A 26,148-nucleotide genomic window follows, 5' to 3' on the forward strand; every position below is an offset into this window, starting at 1 on the left:
TGCTCGCCCGCCGCTTACGCGAGCGCGCCCAGTTCGCGCAGCCGCGCCTCGGTCGTCGCCGCACTCGTGTGATGAATGCCGTGCCAGCCGAGCGCCGTCGCGGCCGCGGCGTTCTTCGCGTTGTCGTCGATGAATACGAGTTCGTGCGACGCGATGCCCGGCAGGTGCGGTTCGATCCGCGCATGCATCTCGCGGTAGATCGCCGGATCGGGCTTCACGAGCTGCACACGCCCCGACACGACGATCTCCTTGAAACGCCGCAGCACCGGGAAGTTGTCCCACGCATACGGAAACGTCTGCGCGGACCAGTTCGTCAGGCCGAACAGCGGCATCCCCTGCGCTTCAAGTCGATCGACGAGCGCGGCGCCCTCTTCGAGCACGCCGCCGATCATTTCGTGCCAGCGCGCGTAGAACGCGCGGATCAGCGCCTCGTGCTCCGGAAACTTCGCGACGAGCTCGGCCGTGCCTTCCTCGATCGTCTGCCCGCCGTCCTGGCGGATCACCCAGTCCATCGCGCACACATGCGTGAGAAACCAGCGACGCTCCGCGTCGTCGGGAATCAACTCCCGGTAAAGGTACTCGGGGCTCCAGTCGATCAGCACGCCGCCGAAATCGAACACCACGGCCTTGATCGTCATGCGAACTCCGTCGAAAGGACGTCCGCGAGCGGACGCGGCGTCACCGGGTTACCCGACAGCGAATTGCTTTGCCATACGAAGTGATGGTGCGCGACGATCTGCGCGGCCGACAGGTGCGTGCGCTCGTTCGTCGTGTGCAGATCGGACACGACCGTCGTCCGGTAGCCGAGCAGCGCCGCGCGGCGCGCGGCCGAATCGACGCAGAACTCGGTCGCATAACCGCAGATCAGCACCGAACGGATGCCGTGGCGGTCGAGTTGCGCCGCGAGCGGCGTGTCGTGAAACGAATCGCTCACCTGCTTGCGCACACGCCAGTCGTCGTTCCCGACAACCAGCCCCGCATGCAGCTCCCAACCCGGCGTGCCGGGCACGATGTCGTCGTCCGCATCGCCGTCGTGCTGCACGAAGCACACAGGCGCGTTCGCCGCACGCGCCGCCGTCAGCCGGTTGATGCCCGATACCACATCGTCGAGCCGGTAAGCGGGCCGCGCCCGCTCCACCAGCCCGCGCTGCATGTCGACCACGATCACTGCGGTGTCCGCCATTGCCTGCCCTCGGTTGTGTCGTTCGGCCGTTATCGCGTGTCGTGTCAGATCGGCTGCGTGCGCGCGTCGAGCCACGCCTTCGCATCGCCGCTCAGGTGCCGGCCGACACGCTCGCGCACCGTCGCGTGATACGTGTTCAGCCATGCGCGCTCGTCGTCGTGCAGCATCTCGATCAGCACGCAGCGCGTGTCGATCGGGCACAGCGTCAGCGTCTCGAATGCGAGGAAATCGCCGAATTCCGTCTGCCCGGCCGCGCGGTTCACGACCAGGTTCTCGATCCGGATGCCCCACTGGCCGGGTCGATACACGCCCGGCTCGATCGACGTGATCATGCCCTCTTCCATCGCCGTGTGCGGCTCGGCCGGCGCGTAGTGCGAGATCACCTGCGGGCCTTCGTGCACGTTCAGGAAGTAGCCGACGCCATGCCCCGTGCCGTGGCCGTAGTCGAGCCCGGCCGCCCACATCGGTGCGCGCGCGATCGCGTCGAGCATCGGCGAGCGGATGCCGCGCGGGAAGCGTGCGCGCGACAGCGCCATCATCGACTTCAGCACGATCGTGAAATCGCGCCGCTGCAGGTCGCTGACGGTGCCGACCGGCACGACACGCGTGATGTCGGTCGTGCCCGTCACGTACTGGCCGCCCGAATCGATCAGCAGCAGGCCGTCGCCGGCGATCGTCGCGTGCGACGCCGGCGTCGCGTGGTAGTGCGGCATCGCGCCGTTCGCGTTGAAGCCCGCAATCGTCGCGAAGCTCGCCGACACATAGCCGGGGCGCCGGGCGCGGGCGGCCGTGAGCTTTTCCTCGATCGTCAGCTCGGTGATCGTCTCGCGGTTCACCGCCTGCTCGAACCACGTGAAGAATTCCGCGAGCGCGGCGCCGTCGTGTTCCATCGTCACGCGCACGTGCTCGATCTCGGCGGACGTCTTGCGCGACTTCGCGAACGTCGACGGATTCACGGCCTCGACGAGCTTCACGCCGGCCGGCACGGCCTGGAGCGTGCCGAACGTCACGCGGCGCGGGTCGATCAGCAGCGTCGCGCCGTCCGGCAGCGACGCGAGCGCGGCGCGCGCGGCGTCGTAGGCGCGCACGTCGACACCATCCTTCGCGAGCGACGCGGCCAGCGCCGGCGACACCTTGCCGTCGGCGACGAACAACGTCGCGCGATCGGCGCCGATCATTGCGTGCGCAACGAATACGGGATTGAAGTTGACGTCGGCGCCGCGCAGGTTGAACAGCCATGCGAGATCGTCGAGCGTCGACACGAAATGCCATTGCGCACCCTGCGCGTCCATCGCGCGGCGCACTTCGGCCAGCTTGCTCGCGCGCGTCGTATCGGCCTGCGGCGCCGCGTGCTCGAACACCGCATCGCCGGGCAGCCCCGGCCGCTCGGGCCAGATCGCGTCGAGCAGGTCGAGATCGGTGCGCAGCGCGATGCCGCGTGCGTTCAGCGCGCCCGTCAGCCCGCGTGCGGCCGCGACACCCAGCACGGCGCCGTCGACGCCGACCGTCGCCCCTGCCGCCACGTTCTGCGCGAGCCAGTCGACGTGCGGCGCGCTCTGCTGCCCGCCCGTCATCTTCATCAGTTGCACGCCCGTGCCGGCCAGTTCGGCATCGGCCTGTACCCAGTAGCGGCTGTCGACCCACAACCCAGCGAAATCCGCGGTCACGACCAGCGTGCCGACCGAGCCCGTGAAGCCGGACAGCCAGCGACGGGCCTGCCAGCGCTCCGGCAGATACTCGGACAGATGGGGATCGGCGGACGGCACGAGATAGGCGGCCAGGTCCTCGCGGGCCATGGCGCCACGCAGCAGCGCGAGGCGGGCCGGCACCGGCGAGACTTCGGGAAGACGGGCATTCATGATTTCACCTGAGAACATTCAGCGACGGGCCGACAGCGTAACCGTCACGGCTACGACGAGGAACGCGACACCGGTGCAGACCGGCCATTCGAGCGTCTCGCCATCGTAAAACAGTCCCGAGAGATTGCCGGCCATGCGGGCCGCGCCCGCGCCGACGATGCCGGCGAGCACCGCGATCCACCATGCCGGCCGGCCCGTGCGCCGCATCGGATGCAGCCATCGGCCGAACAGCCCGACGGCCGCTCCCAGGACAAGGATTCCAAACCAGTTCATTCGACGCCTTCTATAAATTCAGATTCGTCCCATAGGCGTGAACGTTGCCAGCGGCTAGCATCGATTCATCCATCGAACCCGAGACCAGCCGGGTGCCGCCAACATTCGAGTGTAGGGGCCGACTCGACGTTATGGCAAGCGCGCGCCGGCTGCCGTATTGAAGAAATTCTCATGCGAATCGCTCTGATCGATCCGGACGCGCGCCATGCCGCGCTCCTGAACCGCCTGCTCTTTGCGGGCGGTCATGTGTGCCACGCGTTTCCGTCCAGCGCGGCGTTGTTCGAGTGGCTCGCCACCGACAACACGTGCGACATGCTGATCACCGGCCACTGGGCCGGCGACCAGCCGGCCGAGGAAGTCATCCCGCGTGCGCAGACGGTCCTGCCGGGGCTGCCGGCCATCGCCGTGATGCTGCTGCCGCGCGAGAGCGAAATCGTATCGTGCCTGCACGCGGGCGCCGACGATTGCCTCGTACGCCCCGTGAGCGGGCCCGAGCTGCTCGCGCGCGTCAACGCGCTGAGCCGGCGCGCCGGCGTCCGCCGGCCAACCAACCGCTCGCGCGAAATGTATGGCGAATACGCTTTCGACGCCACCCACTGCCTCGTTCGCTTCGACGACGCAATCGTTTCACTCACGCCGAAGGAGTTCCGGTTCGCGCAGCTGCTGTTCACGAACCTGTCGCGGCCGGTGTCGCGCGCCCATATCCTCGAAACGGTGTGGGCGCGCCGCCGCGACATGAAGTCGCGCACGCTCGATACCCATGCGTCCCGGCTGCGCAGCAAACTACGGCTGCTTCCGGAGCGCGGCTACCGGCTGCTGCCGCTCTACGGCTACGGCTATCAGCTCGACCGCGTGCCGATCGAGCCCCCAAATTCCCGGCCCCGCCACGCTGATGCCCGGTATGCGGCGAGTGAGGAAATCGCTGAAACGCTATAATATGGGGCTAAACGATAGCCCTCGATATGCAACTCCTCACGATCGGAATCAATCACCACACTGCGCCTGTCGCCTTGCGCGAACGCGTGGCGTTTCCGCTCGAGCAGATCAAGCCGGCTCTCGTCACGTTCAAGAACGTGTTTCTCGGCCCCCAGGCGCCCAATACGCCCGAAGCGGCGATCCTCTCCACCTGCAACCGCACCGAACTGTATTGCGCGACCGACGATCGCGCGGCACGCGAAGGCGCGATCCGCTGGCTGTCGGAGTATCACCGGATCCCGGTCGACGAACTCGCGCCGCACGTCTATGCGCTGCCGCAGTCGGAAGCGGTCCGGCACGCGTTTCGCGTCGCATCCGGCCTCGATTCGATGGTGCTGGGCGAAACGCAGATTCTGGGCCAGATGAAGGACGCCGTCCGCACCGCGACGGAAGCCGGCGCACTCGGCACCTATCTGAACCAGCTGTTCCAGCGCACGTTCGCGGTAGCGAAGGAGGTGCGCGGCACGACCGAAATCGGCACGCAGTCGGTGTCGATGGCCGCCGCCGCGGTGCGCCTCGCGCAACGGATCTTCGAAAAGGTGTCGGATCAGCGCGTGCTGTTCATCGGCGCCGGCGAAATGATCGAGCTGTGCGCGACGCACTTCGCCGCGCAAGGCCCGCGCGAACTCGTCGTCGCGAACCGCACGGCCGAACGCGGCCAGCGGCTCGCCGAACGCTTCAACGGCCGTGCGATGCCGCTCGCCGACCTGCCGACCCGCATGCACGAATTCGACATCATCGTGTCGTGCACGGCGTCGACGCTGCCGATCATCGGCCTCGGCGCAGTCGAGCGCGCAGTGAAGGCACGCCGCCACCGGCCGATCTTCATGGTCGACCTCGCGGTGCCGCGCGACATCGAGCCCGAAGTCGGCAAGCTGAAGGACGTGTTCCTCTACACCGTCGACGATCTCGGCGCGATCGTGCGCGAAGGCAATGCCTCGCGCCAGGCTGCGGTCGCGCAGGCCGAAACGATCATCGAAACGCGCGTGCAGAATTTCATGCAATGGCTCGACACGCGCAGCGTCGTGCCGGTGATCCGTCACATGCATACGCAGGCCGACGCACTGCGCCGGGCCGAAGTCGACAAGGCGCAGAAGCTGCTCGCGCGCGGCGACGATCCGGCCGCCGTGCTCGAAGCGCTGTCGCAAGCGCTGACCAACAAGCTGATCCACGGCCCGACGAGCGCGCTCAACCGCGTGAACGGCGCCGATCGCGATTCGCTGATCGACCTGATGCGCGGCTTCTACCAGCACGCCCCGCGCTCGAACGACCAGTCCGGCCACTAGCGCCGGCCGATCGCCCTGCCGCCGGCCGCGCGCCGGCCTATCCTTTCCGAATACCCCTTGCCCGGGAGCGCCGCTCCACACCATGAAGACGAGCATGCAACGCAAGCTCGACCAGCTGTCCACACGGCTGGCCGAACTGAACGACCTGTTGAGCCGCGAAAACGTCACGGCCGACCTCGACCAGTACCGCAAGCTCACGCGTGAACATGCGGAACTCGGCCCGGTGGTCGAACAGTACGCGCTGTGGCGCCAGTCGCGCAGCGACGAGACGGCGGCACAGGAACTGCTCGGCGATCTGTCGATGCGCGACTTCGCGGAAGACGAAATCCGCAGCGCACGCGAGCGCATGACCCGCCTCGAGACCGAGCTGCAGAAGATGCTGTTGCCGAAGGATCCGAACGACGACCGCAACATCTTCCTCGAAATCCGTGCGGGCACGGGCGGCGACGAATCGGCGCTGTTCGCGGGCGACCTGCTGCGCATGTACCTGCGCTTCGCGGAACGCCAGCGCTGGCAGGTCGAAATGATGTCGGAGAGCGCGTCGGATCTCGGCGGCTACAAGGAAGTGATCGTGCGGATCGCGGGCCAGGGCGCGTATTCACGCCTGAAGTTCGAATCGGGCGGCCATCGCGTGCAGCGCGTGCCGGCCACCGAAACGCAGGGGCGCATCCACACGTCCGCGTGCACGGTCGCGGTGATGCCGGAAGCCGACGAAATCGGCGAGGTCGAGATCAATCCGGCCGACCTGCGGATCGACACGTTCCGCGCATCCGGCGCGGGCGGCCAGCACATCAACAAGACCGATTCGGCGGTGCGCGTCACGCACATTCCAACCGGGATCGTCGTCGAGTGCCAGGACGACCGTTCGCAGCACAAGAACAAGGATCGCGCGCTGAAGGTGCTCGCCGCGCGCATCAAGGACAAGCAGTATCACGAGCAGCACGCGAAGGAAGCCGCCACGCGCAAGAGCCTGATCGGCTCCGGCGACCGCTCGGAGCGGATCCGCACGTACAACTTCCCGCAGGGCCGGATGACCGACCACCGGATCAACCTGACGTTGTACCGGCTCGAAGCACTCATGGACGGCGACCTCGACGAACTGATCAGCGCGCTGGTCAGCGAACACCAGGCCGAACTGCTCGCGTCGCTCGGCGATGCCGACTGAGGCCGCGATGCCCGACACCGCCGCCGACGAACTGCTGCGCGCGTCGCCGCTCGACGCGGTCGATGCGCGCGTGTTGCTCGCGCACGCGCTCGGCTGGACCCGCACGCAGTTGATCACGCGCGGCGACGCGCCGCTCGACGCGGCCGCGGTCGAACGCTACCGCGCGCTCGAGGCGCGCCGCCTGGCCGGCGAGCCGGTCGCGCAGCTCGTCGGAATGCGTGAATTCTTCGGCCGGCCGTTCGACGTGACGCCCGACGTGCTGATCCCGCGTCCTGAAACCGAACTGCTCGTCGAAGCCGCACTCGATGCGATCGACGGGCTGCCGCATCCGGCCGTGCTCGATCTCGGCACGGGCAGCGGCGCGATCGCCGTATCGATCGCCGCCGAGCGTCCCGATGCACGCATGTGGGCGCTCGACCGTTCGCCGGCCGCCCTTGAGGTCGCACAACGCAACGCCGGCAAGCTGCTCGACGCGCGCCGCCCCGGCGGCCCGCTGCACTGGCTGCAGAGCGACTGGTACGCCGCGCTCGATCCGGCGCTCGCATTCGACGCAATCGTCAGCAACCCGCCGTACATCGCGCAGCACGATCCGCACCTCGAGCAGGGCGACCTGCGTTTCGAGCCGCGCGGCGCACTGACCGACGATGCCGACGGCCTCAGCGCGATCCGCACGATCGTCGCGGGCGCCGGCTCTTATCTGAAACCGGGCGGCACGCTCTGGATCGAGCATGGCTACGACCAGGCCGAGGCCGTGCGCGCGGTGCTCGCCTCGCACGGCTTCGTCGCGGTCGAATCGCTCGCCGATCTGGCCGCCATCGAACGCACGACAGGCGGCCGCCTGCCGGGCTGATGCCCGGCCCGCCCGGTTGAAATCCGCTATCATTTCGATCTAACGCCCCGCAAACGCAAGGTCAGTCATGGACACCCAACAACGTATCAAGCAAATCGTCGACGAAAACCAGGTCGTGCTCTTCATGAAGGGCAACGCACAATTCCCGATGTGCGGCTTTTCGGGCCGCGCCGTCCAGGTGCTGAAAGCCTGCGGCGTCGACCAGTTCAAGACGGTCAACGTCCTCGAAGACGACGAGATCCGCCAGGGCATCAAGGCATTCTCGAACTGGCCGACCATCCCGCAGCTCTACGTGAAGGGCGAATTCATCGGCGGCTCGGACATCATGATGGAGATGTACCAGTCGGGCGAACTGCAGCAACTGTTCGCCGCCGCGTAATACGCCCCTCCTTTCGATGGCCTCTCCCAGCGCGCCGCCACGCCGGCTGATCGTCGCGATCACCGGCGCCACCGGCGCGATCTACGGCGTCCGGCTGCTCGACCTGCTGCGCGCCGCCGGCGGCGTCGAAACGCACCTGCTGATTTCGAACGCCGGCTGGCTCAACATCCAGCACGAACTGAAGCTGTCGAAGGCGGATGTCGAAAGCCGTGCGGACGTCGTGCATTCGGTGCGCGACGTCGGCGCGACGATCGCATCGGGGTCGTTCGCGACCGACGGCATGGTGATCGCGCCCTGCTCGATGAAAACGCTCGCGAGCGTCGCGCACGGGCTGTCCGACAACCTGATCACGCGCGCAGCCGACGTCACGTTGAAGGAACGCCGCCGCCTCGTGCTGATGGTGCGCGAAACGCCGTTCAACCTTGCGCATCTGCGCAACATGACGGCCGTCACCGAAATGGGCGGCATCGTCTTCCCGCCGCTGCCCGCGTTCTACGCGATGCCGAAGACGATCGAGGAACTCGTCGACCAGACCGTCACACGCGTACTCGACCTGTTCGCGCTCAGCGCACCGCTGACGACGCCGTGGGCCGGTATCCGGCACGCGCAGTAAGCGAGCACCCTACGATCCGTTCGTCGCACATCCGCGCCGATTTTCACTGAAATTCACTCAATTTCGCGCATACAGCGTCCAGCTGCCGTGAAGCGCACGGCGCCGCCCGGATTATCAACAAACAAGCGTCAATCAAATTCCAGAACGCGGATTTATCAATATCCGGTGCGCGCCTATAGTCACAGGCAAATCCCTCTGCAGGCCACCACCATGAACCGCTTGCCTTCGCTCTACCTGTCCCACGGCGCCCCGACGCTGCCGATCGACCCGACGCTGCCGTCCGGCGCGTTCACGCACCTCGCCGCCGAATTGCCGCGCCCGCGCGCGGTGCTGATGCTGTCCGCGCACTGGGGCACGCAGCGCCCCGTCGCCAGCATTGCCGCACACCCGGAAACGATCCACGATTTCTACGGCTTTCCGCAGGCGCTGTACGACATCCGCTACCCGGCGCCCGGCGCGCCCGACGTCGCCGAACGCGCGGCTGGGCTCCTGAATGCGGCCGGCATCGAGACCGCGACGACCGAGCACGGCCTCGACCACGGCGCGTGGGTGCCGATGCTGCTGATGTTTCCGGAAGCCGACGTGCCGGTGGCGCAACTGTCGATCCAGCCGCGCGCGGATGCCGCCCACCACTTCGCGCTCGGCCGCGCGCTGCGACCGCTGCGCGACGAGGGCGTGATGGTGATCGGCTCCGGCCAGATCACGCACAACCTGCGCGCCGCCGATTTCGGTGCGGCACCGGAGGATGCGGACCCGCGCGTCGCGGAATTCACCGACTGGTTCGAGGCGAAGCTGGCCGCGCGCGACGTCGACGCGCTGCTCGACTACCGCCGGCAGGCGCCGCACGCGGCGCTGATGCATCCGACCGACGAGCATCTGCTGCCGGTGTTCACGGCACTCGGCGCGGCGGACGACGACTACCAGCTCGGCATCCAGTCGCTCGGCACGTACCAGCGCGTGCTCGCGATGACGAACTACGTGTTCGCCGGCACGACCGCCTGAGCGGTCGGGCGGCAGCCGCCGACCGCCCAACAAAAAACCCGCCCGAGCATCGCTCGGACGGGTTTTTTTACGCTGCTTGCTGCCGCCGCCGAATCCGGCGGCAGGTCACGCGTCAGGCACCGACCCCCTCGAGGATCTCGTCGTGCGATTCACGCTCGTCGAGATACTTGGTCCGGTAGCCGGTATTCACGCCCCAGAAGTAGAACACCAGCGAGATCGCCGCGACGACCACCATGTCCCAGCCGTACGGCAGCACGCCGTGGCCGCCGAACTCCTTGCTGCCGATCAGCGACAGCACGGCCATCGTCGGCAGGTACGCGACCAGCCACCAGGCAGCCTTCAGGTCGTCACCCCAGCCGGTCCAGCCCGACTTCGCCTGGAAGTAGAAGTACACCGGCAGCGCGACGATCATCAGCAGGATGATCTCGCCCGTCAGCGGCCACTTCGCCCAGTACAGGATCAGCGACGCGCAGACGAATGCGAACGGGGCGATCAGCTTCATCAGCGGAATCGACAGCGGACGCTCGATGTCGGTCGCCGAACGGCGCAGCGCCATCAGGCTGATCGGGCCGGTCAGGTACGAAATCACCGTCGCCACCGAGATCACTGCCGCGAGCGAGCTCCAGCCGCGGAAGAAGAACAGGAAGATGAACGACACGAGCAGGTTGAACCACATCGCCTGGCGCGGCACGCCGTAGATCGGGTGCACGTTGCCGAACATCTTCGGCATCGTGTTGTTGCGCTCCATCGCGTAGATCATGCGGGTGGTCGTCGCCATGTAGGTCGTACCGGTGCCGCTCGGGCTGATGAACGCGTCGACATACAGCAGGATCGCGAGCCAGTTCAGGTTCAGCGCGATCGCGAGTTCCGCGAACGGCGACGAGAAGTTGAAGTGCGCCCAGCCCTTCGCGACGTCGGCCGGATTCACCGAGCCGATATACGCCATCTGCAGCAGCACGTAGATCACGAGCGCGAGCAGGATCGACGTGATCACCGCGAACGGCACGCTGCGCGACGGGTTGCGCGCTTCACCGGCCAGGTTCACCGGGCTCTGGAAGCCGTTGAACGCGAACACGATGCCGCTCGTCGCGACCGCGGTCAGCACCGCCGACCAGCCGTACGGCGCAAAGCTTGCATTCGATGCCGTGCCGAGGTTCTCCGAATGGAAGCTCGTCAGCATCAGGCCGAGGATCGTGAGGCCGGGGATCAGGAACTTGAAGATCGTGATCGCGGTGTTCGCCCGCGCAAAGGCCTTGACGCCCCAGTAGTTCAGCATGAAGTAGATGACGACCAGCACGGCCGACAACAGCAGGCCGAGCGTCTGTAATTCGCCGTTCACGAACAGTGCATGCGCCCAAGGATACGGCCACGTGCTCATGTACTGGATCGACGCTTCGGCCTCGATCGGGATCACGGATACGATCGCGATCCAGTTCGCCCACGCACTGATGAAACCGACCAGCGAACCGTGCGAGTAGCGCGCGTAGCGCACCATGCCGCCCGACTCGGGGAACATCGCGCCCAATTCCGCGTAAGTCAGTGCAATGGCGAGAATCACGACAGCGCCGATGATCCATGCGCAGATCGCCGCCGGACCGGCAATCTTCGCGGCCTTCCAGGCGCCGAACAGCCAGCCCGAGCCGATAATCGAACCCAGCCCCGTCAGCATCAATGCAAACGGGCCGATGTTCCGTTGAATAGAACTCTTCACATCCTCTCCTGTGTCTCAAAAAGCATGGTCGGCCCGCGGTCCGGGATCGGCTCGGACAGCACCGCGCACGCAATTTTGGGGGGGCGTGTCACCCGATCGGGGCAACCCGTCCACGCGGCGCGTAGTTTAACGGTTGCACCTCAAACGTGGCGCCAAAATCGTTCGGCCCCTACAAAAAATTCGCATCGTTTGCAAGCTTTGTAAACCTGATCTCCGCAATAACCCTGAGTCCATGGAAATACGGTTGACCACGCGGTTGATAAGCCGTATAAAGGACTTCGCAGGATTTCAAGTGGCGAGTGAATTGGTTCTTTCGTAGTTCGCCCATCAACGGTACTCCGGTTGGTCCTATTACCCCTTCCTTGATTTTCCGCACCCCATGGGCCTCGGCCCCGTTTTATCTTTTTAGGAACAAGTAACATGGCAACCGGTACCGTCAAGTGGTTCAATGACGCAAAGGGCTTCGGCTTCATCACCCCGGAAGGCGGCGGCGACGATCTGTTCGCGCACTTCTCGGAAATCCGCGTCGAAGGCTTCAAGACGCTGCAAGAAAACCAGAAGGTTGAATTCGAAGTGAAGACGGGCCCGAAGGGTCTGCAAGCTGCGAACATCCGTCCGGTCTAAGCTTGGCGCGATAATTCGTGAAAAAAAGCCCCGCTTCGGCGGGGCTTTTTGTTTTTCGGCGCCGGTCGACCGGCATCGCGGCCTTTCAGCCGCCCGCATTCAACCGAACAATCGCTGCGCGTGAATGCCGAGGCCCGTCGCGACACTCGCGAGACGGTCGCCGAATACCGGTTGCGCATCCGGGAATGCACCTGCGAGCGCGCCCGACAGGAACGCGAGCCCCGTCGAGCCGCCGGTGAAATACAGGGCGCCGACATCGCGCGGCGCCACGCCCGCCAGCCGCACCGTCTCGCGCGCGGCGTCGACGATGCGTGCGGTGTCGTCGCGGCTCGCGTCGACGAGCCGGTCGGCATCGAATGCGATCTGCAGATCCTCTTCCACGTCGTTCAGGTCGATCATCGTCTCCCCGCCCGCCGCGACGCCGATCTTCGCTTCTTCCGCACGCGCCATCAGCGCATGCCCGAGCCGCTGCTCGACCACGCTCGTGAGCCGGTCGTACTGCTGCACGTCCCGGTAAAGGTGCTTCATCAGCTTCAGCTCGCCGAGCCGCTTCGGCGTGTAGACCGTGTTGATCAGGTGCCAGGTGGCGAGATCGAAGTAGATCTTGTTCGGCAGCTCGCGCCCTTCGGGGTCGAGCGAACGGTAGCCGAATGCGGGCAGGATCGCCGCCAGCTCGACACGCCGGTCGTAATCGGTGCCCGCGACGTGCACGCCGTGGTGGGCCAGCACGTCGTCCTTGCGCTCGAGCCGCGCCATCCGTTCGGGCCCGACGCGCACCAGCGAGAAGTCGGACGTGCCGCCGCCGATGTCGGCGACGAGCACGAGGCGCTCCGCCTGCTGGCGCGACTCGTAGTCGAACGCGGCCGCGATCGGTTCGTACTGGAATTGCACGTCCGCAAAGCCGACCGATCGCGCGGCGGCCTCGAGCTGGTCCTGGGCGAGGCGGTCGGCGCGCGGATCGTCGTCGACGAAGAACACCGGCCGGCCGAGCACCGCACGGCCGATCGGCGCGCCCGCGCGGGCTTCGGCCTTGCGCTTCAGGTGCGTCAGGAAGCGCGCGATGATTTCGGTGTACGCGATCGCGCTGCCGTCGCCGAGATCGGTCGTCGTTTCCGCGAGCGGCGAGCCGAGGATGCTCTTCATCGAGCGCATCAGCCGGCCGTCGAAACCGTCGATATAGGAAGCCAGCGCCGCACGGCCGTATTCGACCGTCTCTTCGTCGTTGTTGAAGAAGATCGCGGTGGGCAGCGTCAGGTGGTCGCCCTCGACGGGCGCGAGGCGCATGCCGTCGCCGTCGGGCAGCGCCACGGCGGAATTGGACGTGCCGAAATCGATCGCGCAGTAAGTCATGGGAAATTGCCGCAGCAGGGCCGGCGCGAAAACGGAAAGGACGGGCTTTTTAACATGAAGCCCGCGGGATCACAACCGGGGCCGGCCACCAGTCCCGCGCAATGGGCCCTGGAGGCGGCGGCGCGCAACCTGGCGCGCCGGAGAGCGATGCGGGCGGGATGCGCGACGCAGCCCGTCCGCCACGCAGGTCAGGCTACCGCGTCGAAACCCTTCTTCCACGCGCCGGCATAGACGACCTCGCCGATCGCGTGGCGCGTGCGCGGCGCCTTCTCGCGATCGCGCAGCACCGGATCGAGCTTGTCGACGTTGCCGTAGTGACCGAGCGAGATGATCGCCGGAATCGCGACGTCGGCCGGAATCGCGAACGCATCGCGGAACGCCTTCGCGTCGAAGCCGCTCATCTGATGGGCGGCCAGGCCCAGTGAGTGTGCCTGCAGCACCAGCGACATCGCGGCGGCACCCGCATCGTACAGCGCGGTGGGGGCCGGCTCACCCTTCGGCGTGAGCGTGTGCGCGGTCACCGCGATCAGCACGGGCGCCGGCGCATTCCAGCCCTGGTTGAACGGCACCAGCGTCGCGAACGCACGCTTGAATGCGTCTTCGTCCTGCGTGCGGTCGAATACGATGAAGCGCCACGGCTGCGCGTTATAGGCGGACGGCGCCCAGCGGGCGGCTTCGAGCACCGCGTGCAGATCGCCGGCGCTGACGGCTTCATCCGAATACGCGCGCGGGCTCCAGCGGCCCGCGATCAGGTCGTGAATCGAAACAGTGGTGGGAGCAGGTTTGACGGACATGCGGTTCCTCGCTGACATCGATGAAGGGGCGCGAACGCCCTGGCGAACCGCAAGCATACCCGCTTGAGCCGATGCGCGCCCGATCCTCCCGCGCTATGCAAATCGCCGTGCGTGCATTGCCCGGCCATCCGTCGCACGGCCGGCCGGGCCATCGGATTGCCGCGCTCAGGCCGCCTGCGCGGCTGCCCGCGACGGGCCGCGGTTGATCCGCAGCACGATCAGCGCGCCGACGATGCACAGCCCGCCCGAGATCATCGACGCGATCGTGTAGGTGCCGAGGCTCGCGCGCAGCAGCCCCGCGCCGAGCGCCGCGAACGCCGCGCCGAGCTGGTGGCCGGCGACGATCCAGCCGAACACGACCGGCGCCGCAGCCTTGCCGAACACGTCGGTCGCGAGGCGCACGGTCGGCGGCACGGTCGCGATCCAGTCGAGCCCGTAGAACATCGCGAACAGCGGCAGCCCGAAGAAATCGACCCCGAACGCGTGCGGCAGGTAGATCAGCGACAGCCCGCGCAGCCCGTAGTACCAGAACAGCAGCACGCGGTTGTCGTAGCGGTCGGACAGCCAGCCCGACAGCGTCGTGCCGAACAGGTCGAACACGCCCATCGCCGCAAGCAGCGACGCGCCCTGCACTTCCGTCATCCCGTAGTCGCTGCACATCGCGATCAGGTGCGTGCCGACGTAACCGTTGGTGCTCGCGCCGCAGATGAAGAAGCTGAAGAACAGCAGCCAGAAATCGCGCGAACGGCTCGCGGTCAGCAGCGTGCGGAACGCGACCGTGAGCGGGTTCTCCTTCGTCGCCTCGGGGGCGGCCGGCGCATCGGCCGGTTCGCCGTACGGGCGCAGCTGAACGTCGGCCGGCCGTTCGGGCAACAGGAATGCAACCAGCGGAATCACGATCGCGGCCGCGACCGCGACGACCAGCACGACCGGCCGCCAGCCATGGCGCTGCGCGATCGCCGCGAGCATCGGCAGGAACACGAGCTGGCCGGTGGCCGTGCTCGCGGTCAGGATCCCCATCACGAGGCCGCGCCGCGCATGGAACCAGCGCGTGACGAAGGTCGCGGACAGCGTCAGCGCGACGACGCCCGTCGAGCAGCCGACCATCAGGCCCCAGATCACGACCATCTGCCAGCTCTGCGTCATCATCGATGACAGCGCGACGCCCGCGCTCATCGTCACGAGCGCGGTGAGAATGGTCGGACGCAGCCCGAAGCGCTGCATCGCGGCGGCCGCGAACGGGCCCGTCAGTCCGTACAGCGCAATATTCACCGAGATCGCCAGCGAAATCGCCGCGCGGCTCCAGCCGAGCTCGCGCTCGAGCGGCACCATCAGCACGCTCGGCGTCGCGCGCGTGCCGGCCGCCGCCAGCAGGATCAGGAATACCACCGCCGCCGCGAGCCATCCGTAGTGGAAGCGCCCGCCGATTCGTGTCACCGCCCAGTTCATCTTCGCGTTCTCCAGTTGGCGGCTCCGGTGCCTCCGCACCCGCGCCGCTCGCCCTGCCAGGCCTCCTCCGCCGCACGCTGCATCGGCTGACCCGGGCCGACGCTTGGCATTTGTCTGTCGATCCGGTCGGCTTTGTTACCGACCGGTCACAAGTGTGTTGCGATCGTAGTGACCAATCGGTAACATGTCAAGCAATCCAATATGCAGTCGAGGGTCATCATGTCGGGCATCGAGATCGCCAAACCGCTGCCGCGCCGCACGCGCCGCCCGATCGACGGCGCCACCGCGCAGGAGCACCTGCTGCGCGCCGCCGAGGAGCTGTTTTACAAGGAAGGCGTTCGGACGGTGGGCGTCGAGGCGGTGGTGGAGCGCGCGGGCGTCAACAAGATGAGCCTGTATCGCCAGTTCTCGTCGAAGGACGAGCTGATCCTCGCGTACCTGGAGCGGATGGATGCGTGCTTCTTCGACCGCTTCAACACGAGCGTCGCGAAGCACCCGGGCCAGCCGAAAGCGCAGCTGATCCAGTATTTCGTCGATCTCGCCGAGCGCGCGACGCAGCAGGATTACCGCGGCTGCCCGTTCGTCAACGTCGCCGCCGAATTCCCGGATGCGTCGCACCCGGCGCGCGAGCGCGTCGCGCAGAACAAGGAACAACTGATGAAGCGGCTCGTCGCGCTGTGCGAAGACGCCGGCGCGCGGCAGCCGCAGGCGCTCGCCGACTCGCTCGCGCTGGTGATCGAAGGCATCTACGCGGCAAGCCAGACCTACCGGCACGGCGAAACGCCGATCGGCGTCGCGCCCGCGCTCGTCACGCAGTTGATCGAAGCCGCCTGCGCGTGACGGCACGCCCGCTACAATGCGGCCCTTGCCGCCCTTCCGCCCGACTGGTTTCACGATGACCGACACCCGCCCCGAATCGCACGACGACATCCTCGCCGCCACGCGGCACTGGCTCGCGCGCGCGGTGATCGGGCTCAATCTGTGCCCGTTCGCGAAAAGCGTCTATGTGAAGGAACAGGTGCGCTACGCGATCAGCGAAGCGACGACGCTGGAAGACGCGCTCGCCGAACTCGAAACGGAACTGCGCGCGCTCGACGCGGCGGACCCGCAGCAGGTCGACACGACGCTCGTGATCTTCCCGCATGCGTTCGCCGATTTCATCGACTACAACGATGCGCTGTTCTTTGCCGACCGGCTGGTGCGGCAACTGCGGCTCGACGGCGTGCTGCAGATCGCGAGCTTCCATCCGGACTACCGGTTCGAGGGCAGCGAGCCCGACGACATCGAGAACTACACGAACCGCGCGCCGTACCCGATCCTGCACCTGCTGCGCGAGGACAGCATCGCACGCGCGGTCGACGCGTTCCCGGACGCGTCCGCGATCTACGAAAAGAATCAGGAAACGCTGCGGCGCCTCGGCCATGACGGCTGGCGCGAATGGATGCGCCGGCCGGGCGACGACGTCTGACAGGGCGTGTAACGTGCGGCGGGCGGCGGGCAACGGACGGCGTGTAACGTGCGCCGCACGCGACGCGCCCGCCTACGTGCAGATCAGCCGGCGGCCGGTTCGACGACCTCGCCGCCCGCGGCCGCAGCCTCCGGCACGAAGAAGCGTGCGTTCAGCTCGGCCAGCCCGAACATCCCGAGGATCTCGTTCAGCCGCTCGCCGGGCCGCCGGCGCGGCAGGTTCTTGTACTGCGCGATGATCAGCTCGTTCTTCATCGAATGCTCCCAGCCGACCAGCTCGGTCACGCTGACCTGGTAGCCGTGTGCTTCGAGTTGCAGGCAGCGCAGCACGTTGGTGATCTGGCTGCCGAATTCGCGCGTATGCAGCGGATGCCGCCACACTTCCGTCAGCGCGTTCGCGAGCGACTTGCCCTTGTTCTTGCGCAGCACGCCCGCGACTTCCGCCTGGCAGCACGGCACCAGCACGATGTGCTGCGCGCGCTTCGCGAGCGCGAAACGGATCGCGTCGTCGGTCGCCGTGTCGCACGCGTGCAGCGCGGTGACGACGTCGACCGTTTCAGGCAGTTTCGGCGACGTGATCGAATCGGCGACCGACAGGTTCAGGAACGACATGCCGCCGAACCCGAGCCGCGCGGCAAGCTCGGCCGAGCGCGTGACGAGTTCCTCGCGGGTCTCGATCCCGTACACGTGCGACGCGAACGCCGGCGTGCCGTGCCCCGGCTGCTGCTTGAAGAACAGGTCGTACAGGATGAAACCGAGATACGACTTGCCGGCGCCGTGGTCGACGAGCGTCACGCTGCCACGCTCGGCCTGCACGCCGGCGAGCAGCGGCTCGATGAACTGGAACAGGTGATAGACCTGCTTCAGCTTGCGGCGGCTGTCCTGGTTCAGCTTCCCGTCGCGGGTGAGGATGTGCAGTTCCTTCAGCAGCTCGACGGACTGCTCCGGGCGGATTTCGTGGGTCTTGTTCGACATCGTGATGCGGCGCCGGGCCACGGTCGGTCGACCACGGCCCGGCGGCGGGAATTCGTGAGGAATGGCGACAGTTTACCGAAAATGCGCGGTCAGGCTCGTGCGCCGAGCCGCCAGAGCGACGTGACCTCGGCCTGGCGTGCCGCGTGCAGCGGATCGTCGGCGTCCATCGCCTTCGGGTGCGCGGGACGGATGTCGTCGCGGCCAAGCACGACGAGGCCGGCTTCGTCGATCCATTGCAGCAGCGTGTCGCGCGGCCGCAGGCCGAGATGCTCGGCGAAATCGGACAGGATCAGCCAGCCTTCGCCGCCCGGCTCGAGGTGCGCGGCGAGCCCCGCGAGGAAACCGCGCAGCATGCGGCTGTCCGGATCGTAGACCGCGTATTCGATCGGCGCGCTCGGCCGGGCCGGCACCCACGGCGGGTTGCAGACCACGAGCGGCGCACGGCCGGCCGGGAACAGGTCCGCCTCGACGACTTCGACGCGATCCGCGTGGCCCAGCCGTTCGACGTTCTCGCGCGCACAGGCGAGCGCGCGCGGATCCTGATCGGTCGCGACGACACGCTCGACGCCGCGCGACGCCAGCACGGCCGCCAGCACGCCGGTGCCGGTGCCGATGTCGAACGCGAGCGACGTCGCCGGCAGCGGCGCGCGCGCGACGAGTTCGACGTATTCGCCGCGCACCGGCGAGAACACGCCGTAGTGCGGATGGATCGGCGCGCCGCCGAGCGCCGGGATCGGCACCCCTTTCTTGCGCCATTCGTGCGCACCGACGAGGCCGAGCAGTTCGCGCAGCGACACGACCGACGGCGCGCCGCCGGGCCCGTACGCCTCTTCGCATGCGGCACGCACGTCGGGCGCGCGGCGCAGCGGAATCGTGTAGTCGGCCTCGAGCGGGATCAGCAGCATGCCGAGCGTGCGGGCGCGCTGCGACTGCGCGAGACGATGCAGGTTGAACGCGTCGACGCCGGCCGCGGCTTTCGCCTTCTTCGGCTTGCGCTCGACACGGCGCGCCATCGCCTGCACGAGCTGGCGCGCATTCTGGAAATCGCCCTGCCAGACGAGCGCGGTGCCCTCGCAGGCGAGACGGTAGGCCGCGTCGGCGGTGAGGCGGTCGTCGGCAGGCACCGCGCGCTTCGGCGGTTGCATGCCGGCTTCAGAGCGCCAGCGCACGGCATGATCGGCGCCGTCGGCGTCGGTCCAGTGGAAAACAGGGAAATCGGTCACGCGAACTCGGTTACGGTTGGCTTCAACGGGCGGCGCGACTCTATTGCGGGCGCCGCGCGGCTCACACCATACCGCGCTTTGCCCGCGCGGCAAAGCGCGGGGGCCGGCCCGCGCCGCGCGCCGCCGTGCTCGCCGGGTTCAGCCGCCCCACCCCGGCATCGCGGGCAGGCGCAAAGTGCCCGCATCGTTGAAGTGCACGGTGCCGAGCACGCCGCCCGCGAGCCGGCCGCGCAGCGCATACGGCAGCGCGCCGTTCGCGGCCGCGCCGGGCAGGTTCCACGCCTGCCGCGCGGCGGCGAAGGCCGACACGGAAACCGGCACGTCGAGCACGGCCTCGCCGAAGCGCGGCACGGTGCCCGAGCGATCGCTGACGCCGCTCGCGAACGGCGTGCCGTTCAGGTCGAGTGCGACCGAGATGCCGTCGTAGTCGATCGGCGCGTCGTTCGGGTTCTGCACGCGCAGCTTCAGGCTGAAACGCATCTCGAGGCCCTGCCCGACGAGCGGGTCGAGCCCGGCGACCGTCACGCGCACCGGGTCGCGCGTCAGCCCCGCGCAGCCGCCGAGCAGGAGCACGGCGGCGAACAGCAGCAGCACGGCGCGCAGCGGCGCGATACGGAACAAGGTGCATGGCATGGGAGAACCTCCTCGCGGCAATCGGTGAGCGGATCGTCGCTGCATTGTACCGAGCCCACCCCGGTACGCCGGGTTTCGTAGTTTTCGCAGCCACGCGAGATCGTTAATAGATTAAAACTACGAAAACAAATGCCAAACGGAAAGCGCATTAATGCTCCCCAGCATTCAATGAAGCACGACGAATTCAATAGATGCAATTTCTAAATTTTTCGTTTCCTTTACCTAAAACCATCAAGTATATTTACGCATCCTTCGAGCAAGCCGACAAACCTTGAAGCCGCATGACGGTGATTTTACGGAACGGCGACACGCCTTCCTGCCATCCTGCGACGAGGCCCGGCCAGCCCCGTAGGTCGTCTGTTCAAAGGGGAAAGCACGCCCGCCCAGGGCGTGCGGCTCCGTGTCGTGCGCGCGAAATCAATTCAGTACAACACGCGCCCGGCCATTTTGAACCGGCAAGTTAACCGACATCCGGAAATCCAGAGGGGGCAGTAAACCATGATTACCTTCACGTAGTCGGCCGCCGTCTTTTCGAATAATCCGTCATTGGCATTTTCATCGCTGTTGATTAACGGCGAGGGGATTGTTTTTGCCGGCGTTTTCGCAGCACTGAACGATTCTTTCAACAATCGAGGTTTCAGTCATGTCGATCAACATTCGCAAGATGCGTTATCTGCCGATCGTCGCCGCGCTCGCGCTAGCCGGGTGCGGCGGCGACGACGGCGGCGCGGGCTCGGCGTCCGCGCTCAGCTCCGCCGGCGCGCCGCACTCGGGCTCGTCGCCCACCGTCACCGCGCCGCCGAGCGCATCCAACGTCGACAAGAGCGTCTCGCCTGTCGAGTTGCCGGACACCGTGGTACCCGTGAACTACCGGCTGTGGTTCCGCCCGAACGACGCGCTGAACGCGTTCGACGGCCGTGCCGACGTCGAGATCAAGGTGCTGAAGCCGGTCAACAACATCGTGATCGCCGGCCACCGGATCAAGTTCACGAACGGCCGCATCACGCTGCAGCCGGGCAACATCCAGCTGATCGCGACGCCGCAGGACAAGGGCGACTTCTACCAGCTGCGCCCCGTGAGCGGCACGATCTCGCCGGGCAACTATTCGCTGCACATGGAATGGTCGGGCATCATCAACTTCAAGTCGTATGACGATCCGGTCAACCACACCGGCGGCAGCTGCGGCAACGATCCGTACCCGGGCTGCTCGGCCGCGGAAGGCGTCTTCCGCGTCGACCTGAAGGGCACCGACGGCAAGACGAGCGGCGCGATCCTCACGCAAGGCGAAACCAACCTGTCGCGCCAGTGGTTCCCGGGCTGGGACGAGCCGGCGTTCCGCCCGACCTATGAGGTGACGGCCGAAGTGCCGCAAAGCTGGCGGGTCGTGTCGAACGCGGCCGAGAAGCCGTCGACCAACGTCGGCGGCGGCTACAAGCTCGTGCAGTTCGAGAAGACCCCGCCGATGCCGTCGTACCTGCTGTTCTTCGGCGGCGGCCTGTTCGACACCTACGAGGACGACTTCACGAGCCCGCTGCCGGGCGGCAAGGGCGGCCTGCACCTGCGCGTGTTCACGCCGCCGGGCATGAGCGACTGGGCGAAGCCGGCGATGGACCGCACCAAGCAGGCGCTCGACTTCTACTACCGCTACACGGGCATCGCGCTGCCGCTCACGAAGTTCGACACGGTGGCCGCGAACGACGCGTTCAAGGAGCAGAAGGACCTGAACTTCGGCGGGATGGAGAACTGGGGATCGATCCTCGAGTTCGCCGACGACATCCTGCCGCAGCCGGGCCAGCCGATGTCGCACTACGGCAACGAGGTGCTGACGCACGAAGTCGCGCACCAGTGGTTCGGCGATCTGGTCACGGCCGACTGGTGGGACAACGTGTGGCTCAACGAGTCGTTCGCGACGTTCTTCGAGACGAAGACGACGATCCAGTTCTTCCCCGACGAGTTCAGCTGGCTCGACCAGGTGAAGAACAAGTACCGCGTGATCAATCGTGACATCGGCCCGAACGCGTTCCCGGTCGCACCGAACTTCAACGGCTGGGCGTCGAACGACTTCGTGCTGAGCGCCAGCGCGTTCACGTACGACAAGGGCGGCCACGTGCTGAAGACGCTCGAGAACTATCTCGGCGAACAGACGCTGCGCAAGGGTCTGCAGCAGTACCTGGTCGACTACTCGTTCGGCAACGGTACGCCGAAGCGTCTGTGGGATGCGCTGTCGAAGGAAAGCGGCCAGGCGATCGGCGCGATCGGCGACAGCTACGTCCGCCAGACCGGCGTGCCGCTGATCTCGCTCGACACGCAGTGCGACCTGACGAAGAACCAGACGGTCATCACGCTGAAACAGCAGCCGTTCCCGAACAAGAACGCGTATCCGGGCCTGCAATGGACGGTGCCGATCACGCTCGCGTACGGCCAGGGTCTCGCGAAACGCACGACGCTCGCGCTGAAGGACACGCAGACGCAAACGCGCGTCGACGGCTGCTCGGGCGTGGTCGCCGACCCGAGCGGGCTCGACTACTACGTCGTGAACTACAGCGACGCGGCCTGGAGCGGGCTGCTCACGCAGGTCAACGGCTCGACCGATCCGGTCCTGCTCGCGAACCTGAAGAGCGAGGCCGCACTGCTCGTCGCGAACAACCTCGCGCCGGCCTCGCGCTCGACGTCGATCGGCTCGGTCGCTTCGCCGGCCGCGATGAAGCTGCGTCAGACGCCGACCTTCGGCGGCCTCGAGCCGGTGACGAAGGAACGCCCGGCACTGCACTACCAGGGCATCTTCAAGCCGCGCAAGGTAGTGACGCAGTAACGGTGCGCCTCCGGCCGGCGCCGCGCAGCCTGCGGCTGCCGGCCGGCGTACCGGTTTCTCCGACCTTTGACGGGCCTCGCATGCGAGGCCCTTTTTTCTTTCGGCACGGGAACCCGCCCGCCGTCATGCCCACGCGGCATCCCATGCCGGCTGCGCGAACCACGTCGCGAGAAACGCGACGAGCCGCGACGCGCGCGCGGTGCCGCGCGCCTGCTGGCGCAACACGTGGATCGTCGCCGGCTCCGGCGCCGCCGCGAACTGCGGCAGCACCGCGCGCAAGCGCCCGTCGCGCAGCGCGTCGCCCGCGAGCCAGGTCGGCAGGTGCGCGAGACCGAGCCCGTCGATCGCGGCTTCGAGCAACGCTTCCGAATGATTGCTGCGAAACCGCGGCTGCGCCGGCACGTGACGGCGCTCGCCGAAGCGCCATGCGCCCGGCGGCGGCGCACCGTGCCAGGCGAGGCAGTCGTGGCCGGCGAGCGCGTCGGGCGACTCGGGCTCGCCGCGCCGCGCGAGATACGCCGCGCTCGCGCACAGCACGCGCCGCTGCGGCGCCAGCACGGTCGCGACGAAGCGCGTGTCCTCGAGCGGGCCGATGCGCACGGCGAGATCGACGTCGGAGCCGAGCCGCGCGCCTTGCAGGTCGACCATGCTGTCGGTCAGCACCAGGTCGACCTGCAGCGCCGGATGACGCTGCATGAAGGCAGCCAGCGCGGCCATCAGATGCCGGCGGCCGAACGGCGCCGGACAGTCGACGCGCAGCAGCCCGCTCGGCTCGTCGTGCTGGCTGTGCAAGTCTTCCTGCAGGCCGCGCAGCTCGGCCAGCATCCGCGTCGCGCGCCCGTACAGCAACTGCCCGGCCTCGGTCGGCCGCAACGCATGCGTGGTGCGATGCAGGAGACGGATGCCGAGCTGCGTCTCGAGCCGGTCGATGCGCCGCGTGACCGACGACGCGGCGACACCCAGCCGGCGCGCGGCCGCCGAGAAGCTCTGCTGGTCGACCACGTCGACGAACAGCGCCAGATGCGGGGAAAGAAAGTCGTCCATTCGGTGCCTTCGAAATTGGCTATGCGTTTAACGCAAAGCAATCATCCGCCTTTGCGCGTTTCCGCGTCAAACCGGGCCGACTAGACTGCATGCACCCTTTCCACTCGCTGCACGCACCGCCCCCATTGGGCCGCGCGACAGCCATCCGCCACGGAGATCATCATGCGCAGCATCCGCTTCGACGCCCCCGCCGCCGACATCGAGTCGCTCGACGCGCGCGTCAGGGAAATCGACCCGCCCGTCCCGGCCGACGGCCAGATGCTGATCGAGGTGCGCGCGGCCGGCGTGAACCCGAGCGACGTGAAAGCCGCGCTCGGCCGCATGCCGCACGCGGCGTGGCCGCGCACGCCCGGGCGCGACTGGGCCGGCATCGTGCGCAGCGGCCCGGACGGTTGGATCGGCGCGCCGGTGTGGGGCTCGGGCGGCGATCTCGGCGTGCATCGCGACGGCTCGCATGCAGAATGGCTCGTGCTCGACGCGGCCCTGGTGCGCCGCAAGCCCGCCGTGCTGACGCTCGACGAAGCGGCCGGCGTCGGCGTGCCGTTCGTCACCGCGTACGAAGGCTTGCGCCGCGCCGGCATGCCGACGGCCGGCGAAGTCGTGCTCGTGTTCGGTGCGAACGGGAAGGTCGGCCAGGCGGCGATCCAGCTCGCGAGCGCGCACGGTGCGACCGTGATCGGCGTCGAGCGCAGCGCCGGCGGCTATCGCGGCCACGCATCGGGCGACGTGCACATGATCGACGCGTCAAAAGAACCGGTGGCCGACGCGGTGCGCGCGGCAACCGGCGGCCACGGCGCGGACATCGTCTACAACACGGTCGGCAGCCCGTACTTCGAAGCGGCGAACGCGTCGATGGCGATCGGTGCTCGGCAGATCTTCATCTCGACGATCGACCGCAGCGTGCCGTTCGACATCTTCACGTTCTATCGCGGCCAGCACACGTTCGTGGGCGTGGATTCGCTGCAGCTCGGCGGCGCCACGGTCGCGCAGATCCTCGACACGCTCGCGCCCGGCTTCGGCAACGGCACGCTGCGCCCATTCCCGATCGGCGACGACTACGTGTACCCGCTCGAGCGCGCACACGACGCGTATCGCGCCGTGCTGGCCGGTGCGCGCGAGCGCGTCATCCTCAAGCCCTGACGCCGGACCACACGGGAGACTGCCATGATGGATTACGTGACTTCGCTCGCGGTGGGCCTCGGCGTCGGCGTGGTGTACGCACTGCTGCACGTGCGCTCGCCCGCCCCGCCGCTCGTCGCGCTCGTGGGCCTGCTCGGGATGGTGATCGGCGAACGCGCGATCGCGCTGCTGCGCTGACGTGTCGATGCGTCGATACGGCGCCGATGGTGCTAGCGGTCGTCGCGCCGACGGAACGCCCACCACGCGGCGAGCGCCGTGAAACCCGCGACGAGCAGCACCATCAGCCAGAAGCCGTGCTTGTTCTCCGAGAACGGCACGCCGCCGACGTTCATCCCGAAGAAGCCGGCGACGATGTTGATCGGCAGCGCGATCACGGTCACGAGCGTCAGCGTGAACAGCGTCCGGTTGTTCTGCTCGTCGAGACGCGAACCGATCTCTTCCTGCAACAGCTTGATCCGCTCGTTGAGCCCGGCCAGATCGGCGAGCACCAGCGAGAACTCTTCGGTGGATTCGCGCAGCTCCTGCACGTCTTCGAGATGCAGCCACGCGGGCGGCTTCGCGAGCAGCCGGAAGATCGACCCGGGCTCGGGCGCGAGCATGCGCTGCAGGCGCGTCAGCGTGCGGCGCATCGCGCCGAGCTCGATGCGGCTCGACGTGAGCCGCTGCGACAGGAAGCGATCCTCGATGCGGTCGACGTCGACGCTCGTGCGCCGCATGATCTGGATCAGCAGGTCGGCCTGGTCGCGCAGCAGGTGCACGAGCAGTTCCGCGGGCGACCTGAACTGCTCGCCGTCGCGCACGCACGCGCGCAGCGTGTCGACCGAGCGCAGCGGCTTGAGCCGCGCGGTGACCATGATGCGCCGCTCGACGTGGACGAACAGCGTCGCGATCTCCGACGGCGTCAGTTCGAGGTTGAACATCACGTCGTTGACGATCGCGCGCAACGCGCCGTCCTCCTGCTCGATGCGCGTCGAGCGCGAGCCTTCGTGAAGGAATTCGAAGAAGCTGTCGGGCAGCTCGAGATGCGTGCGCATCCAGCGCTCGCTCGCGCCGTGCGCGAGATTGAAGTGCAGCCAGACGAAATCGTCCGACGCGGCATCGTGCGCGCGGCACGTGCGCAGCCACGCGGCAGCCGCGTCCGCATCGAGCGTCGCGCCGGAGCCGCCGGGAACGAAGCGGAATCCGCACACCATGCCGGACGTATCGGCGCCGTAAGTCTGTACGATCAGGTCCATCGTGTCGAAGGTCGTGCTGCACACGGCGCGCCGCGCAAAACGGGTCGCGCGCCCGCGCCGGAAATGGAAAGGAGACGTATGCCCGACGGGCATGACGCGCCGGTGA

The 26,148-nt window shown here is 67.4% G+C and carries 26 protein-coding genes; 13 read left to right on the plus strand and 13 right to left on the minus strand.

Annotated features, from left to right (window positions below; genetic code table 11):
* Positions 1 to 14: 14 nt before the first annotated feature.
* Genes QZM35_RS35905 through QZM35_RS35920 form a run of 4 tightly spaced genes read right to left on the minus strand, consistent with a single transcriptional unit; the run spans position 15 to position 3,315 of the window.
* The gene (locus QZM35_RS35905; protein WP_089424383.1) at positions 15 to 638 is read right to left on the minus strand and encodes an HAD family hydrolase; all 624 of its coding nucleotides are present in this window, start codon (positions 636 to 638) and stop codon (positions 15 to 17) included.
* Positions 635 to 1,183, minus strand: a complete 549-nt coding sequence (locus QZM35_RS35910) for a cysteine hydrolase family protein (protein WP_301777675.1) — start codon at positions 1,181 to 1,183, stop codon at positions 635 to 637. Before QZM35_RS35910 ends, QZM35_RS35905 begins: the two co-directional genes overlap by 4 nt.
* A gap of 44 nt (positions 1,184 to 1,227) precedes the next feature.
* Positions 1,228 to 3,042, minus strand: a complete 1,815-nt coding sequence (locus QZM35_RS35915) for an aminopeptidase P family protein (protein ID WP_174975235.1) — start codon at positions 3,040 to 3,042, stop codon at positions 1,228 to 1,230.
* An 18-nt stretch (positions 3,043 to 3,060) separates the two neighbouring features.
* Positions 3,061 to 3,315, minus strand: a complete 255-nt coding sequence (locus tag QZM35_RS35920; RefSeq protein WP_039352130.1) for a hypothetical protein — start codon at positions 3,313 to 3,315, stop codon at positions 3,061 to 3,063.
* A 171-nt stretch (positions 3,316 to 3,486) separates the two neighbouring features.
* Here QZM35_RS35920 and QZM35_RS35925 point away from each other — a divergent pair, with 171 nt between their 5' ends.
* The 7 genes from QZM35_RS35925 to QZM35_RS35955 all read left to right on the plus strand — a co-directional run bounded on the left by QZM35_RS35925 (position 3,487) and on the right by QZM35_RS35955 (position 9,585).
* Positions 3,487 to 4,251 carry a response regulator transcription factor gene (locus QZM35_RS35925; protein WP_301777676.1) on the plus strand — a complete coding sequence of 255 codons (765 nt, stop codon included), beginning with the start codon at positions 3,487 to 3,489 and terminating at the stop codon, positions 4,249 to 4,251.
* Between the two features lie 26 nt (positions 4,252 to 4,277).
* On the plus strand, positions 4,278 to 5,576 hold the full coding sequence (gene hemA, locus QZM35_RS35930; RefSeq protein WP_089424380.1) for a glutamyl-tRNA reductase: 1,299 nt from the start codon (positions 4,278 to 4,280) through the stop codon (positions 5,574 to 5,576).
* Between the two features lie 82 nt (positions 5,577 to 5,658).
* Positions 5,659 to 6,741, plus strand: a complete 1,083-nt coding sequence (prfA, locus tag QZM35_RS35935; protein WP_089430537.1) for a peptide chain release factor 1 — start codon at positions 5,659 to 5,661, stop codon at positions 6,739 to 6,741.
* Between the two features lie 7 nt (positions 6,742 to 6,748).
* Positions 6,749 to 7,591: a peptide chain release factor N(5)-glutamine methyltransferase gene (gene prmC / locus QZM35_RS35940; protein WP_301777677.1), complete on the plus strand. Its 843-nt coding sequence runs from the start codon at positions 6,749 to 6,751 to the stop codon at positions 7,589 to 7,591.
* A 67-nt stretch (positions 7,592 to 7,658) separates the two neighbouring features.
* Complete coding sequence (grxD, locus tag QZM35_RS35945; protein WP_006477066.1) at positions 7,659 to 7,970, plus strand: Grx4 family monothiol glutaredoxin; 312 nt, start codon at positions 7,659 to 7,661, stop codon at positions 7,968 to 7,970.
* Between the two features lie 16 nt (positions 7,971 to 7,986).
* Entirely contained in the window at positions 7,987 to 8,583 is a 597-nt protein-coding gene (locus tag QZM35_RS35950; RefSeq protein ID WP_048251007.1) for a UbiX family flavin prenyltransferase, read from the plus strand.
* A 210-nt stretch (positions 8,584 to 8,793) separates the two neighbouring features.
* Positions 8,794 to 9,585, plus strand: coding sequence for a class III extradiol ring-cleavage dioxygenase (locus QZM35_RS35955; RefSeq protein WP_124584675.1), 792 nt, complete (start codon positions 8,794 to 8,796; stop codon positions 9,583 to 9,585).
* Positions 9,586 to 9,697: 112 nt separating this feature from the next.
* On the opposite strand, the gene QZM35_RS35960 is transcribed toward QZM35_RS35955, so the two are convergent.
* Positions 9,698 to 11,296, minus strand: coding sequence for an APC family permease (locus QZM35_RS35960; RefSeq protein ID WP_089424377.1), 1,599 nt, complete (start codon positions 11,294 to 11,296; stop codon positions 9,698 to 9,700).
* Between the two features lie 420 nt (positions 11,297 to 11,716).
* Here QZM35_RS35960 and QZM35_RS35965 point away from each other — a divergent pair, with 420 nt between their 5' ends.
* Positions 11,717 to 11,920 (plus strand): cold-shock protein, encoded by a 204-nt coding sequence (locus QZM35_RS35965; protein WP_006477070.1) that lies wholly within the window; start codon positions 11,717 to 11,719, stop codon positions 11,918 to 11,920.
* Between the two features lie 99 nt (positions 11,921 to 12,019).
* On the opposite strand, the gene QZM35_RS35970 is transcribed toward QZM35_RS35965, so the two are convergent.
* The 3 genes from QZM35_RS35970 to QZM35_RS35980 form a co-directional block, all read right to left on the minus strand.
* The gene (locus tag QZM35_RS35970) at positions 12,020 to 13,270 is read right to left on the minus strand and encodes an Hsp70 family protein (protein WP_089424376.1); all 1,251 of its coding nucleotides are present in this window, start codon (positions 13,268 to 13,270) and stop codon (positions 12,020 to 12,022) included.
* A 188-nt stretch (positions 13,271 to 13,458) separates the two neighbouring features.
* Positions 13,459 to 14,064: a nitroreductase family protein gene (locus QZM35_RS35975; RefSeq protein WP_301777678.1), complete on the minus strand. Its 606-nt coding sequence runs from the start codon at positions 14,062 to 14,064 to the stop codon at positions 13,459 to 13,461.
* Positions 14,065 to 14,229: 165 nt separating this feature from the next.
* Positions 14,230 to 15,513 (minus strand): MFS transporter, encoded by a 1,284-nt coding sequence (locus QZM35_RS35980; protein ID WP_089424374.1) that lies wholly within the window; start codon positions 15,511 to 15,513, stop codon positions 14,230 to 14,232.
* 219 nt (positions 15,514 to 15,732) lie between these two features.
* On the opposite strand from QZM35_RS35980, the gene QZM35_RS35985 reads away from it, so the two are divergent.
* Positions 15,733 to 16,353 (plus strand): TetR/AcrR family transcriptional regulator, encoded by a 621-nt coding sequence (locus QZM35_RS35985; protein ID WP_089424373.1) that lies wholly within the window; start codon positions 15,733 to 15,735, stop codon positions 16,351 to 16,353.
* A 55-nt stretch (positions 16,354 to 16,408) separates the two neighbouring features.
* Positions 16,409 to 16,981 carry a DUF1415 domain-containing protein gene (locus QZM35_RS35990; protein WP_041492730.1) on the plus strand — a complete coding sequence of 191 codons (573 nt, stop codon included), beginning with the start codon at positions 16,409 to 16,411 and terminating at the stop codon, positions 16,979 to 16,981.
* Between the two features lie 83 nt (positions 16,982 to 17,064).
* Here QZM35_RS35990 and QZM35_RS35995 read toward each other — a convergent pair whose 3' ends face one another.
* The 3 genes from QZM35_RS35995 to QZM35_RS36005 form a co-directional block, all read right to left on the minus strand.
* On the minus strand, positions 17,065 to 17,955 hold the full coding sequence (locus QZM35_RS35995; protein WP_089424408.1) for an SAM-dependent methyltransferase: 891 nt from the start codon (positions 17,953 to 17,955) through the stop codon (positions 17,065 to 17,067).
* Between the two features lie 89 nt (positions 17,956 to 18,044).
* Positions 18,045 to 19,178 carry a class I SAM-dependent methyltransferase gene (locus tag QZM35_RS36000; protein ID WP_301777679.1) on the minus strand — a complete coding sequence of 378 codons (1,134 nt, stop codon included), beginning with the start codon at positions 19,176 to 19,178 and terminating at the stop codon, positions 18,045 to 18,047.
* Between the two features lie 138 nt (positions 19,179 to 19,316).
* On the minus strand, positions 19,317 to 19,811 hold the full coding sequence (locus QZM35_RS36005; RefSeq protein ID WP_301777680.1) for an LEA type 2 family protein: 495 nt from the start codon (positions 19,809 to 19,811) through the stop codon (positions 19,317 to 19,319).
* Between the two features lie 643 nt (positions 19,812 to 20,454).
* On the opposite strand from QZM35_RS36005, the gene QZM35_RS36010 reads away from it, so the two are divergent.
* The gene (locus tag QZM35_RS36010; RefSeq protein WP_206150921.1) at positions 20,455 to 22,623 is read left to right on the plus strand and encodes a M1 family metallopeptidase; all 2,169 of its coding nucleotides are present in this window, start codon (positions 20,455 to 20,457) and stop codon (positions 22,621 to 22,623) included.
* Positions 22,624 to 22,746: 123 nt separating this feature from the next.
* Here QZM35_RS36010 and QZM35_RS36015 read toward each other — a convergent pair whose 3' ends face one another.
* Positions 22,747 to 23,667, minus strand: a complete 921-nt coding sequence (locus QZM35_RS36015; RefSeq protein WP_089424369.1) for a LysR family transcriptional regulator — start codon at positions 23,665 to 23,667, stop codon at positions 22,747 to 22,749.
* Positions 23,668 to 23,829: 162 nt separating this feature from the next.
* Here QZM35_RS36015 and QZM35_RS36020 point away from each other — a divergent pair, with 162 nt between their 5' ends.
* A complete protein-coding gene (locus QZM35_RS36020; RefSeq protein ID WP_301777681.1) occupies positions 23,830 to 24,807 on the plus strand; it encodes a zinc-binding alcohol dehydrogenase family protein in 978 nt (325 codons plus the stop codon).
* Between the two features lie 27 nt (positions 24,808 to 24,834).
* Entirely contained in the window at positions 24,835 to 24,984 is a 150-nt protein-coding gene (locus QZM35_RS36025; RefSeq protein ID WP_226207833.1) for a DUF1427 family protein, read from the plus strand.
* 32 nt (positions 24,985 to 25,016) lie between these two features.
* Here the strand turns inward: QZM35_RS36025 and QZM35_RS36030 are convergent, their stop codons facing one another.
* A complete protein-coding gene (locus tag QZM35_RS36030; RefSeq protein ID WP_089424367.1) occupies positions 25,017 to 26,042 on the minus strand; it encodes a transporter in 1,026 nt (341 codons plus the stop codon).
* Positions 26,043 to 26,148: the final 106 nt, after the last annotated feature.

The sequence above is a fragment of the Burkholderia sp. AU45274 genome, from assembly GCF_030482505.1.
Lineage (GTDB): Bacteria > Pseudomonadota > Gammaproteobacteria > Burkholderiales > Burkholderiaceae > Burkholderia.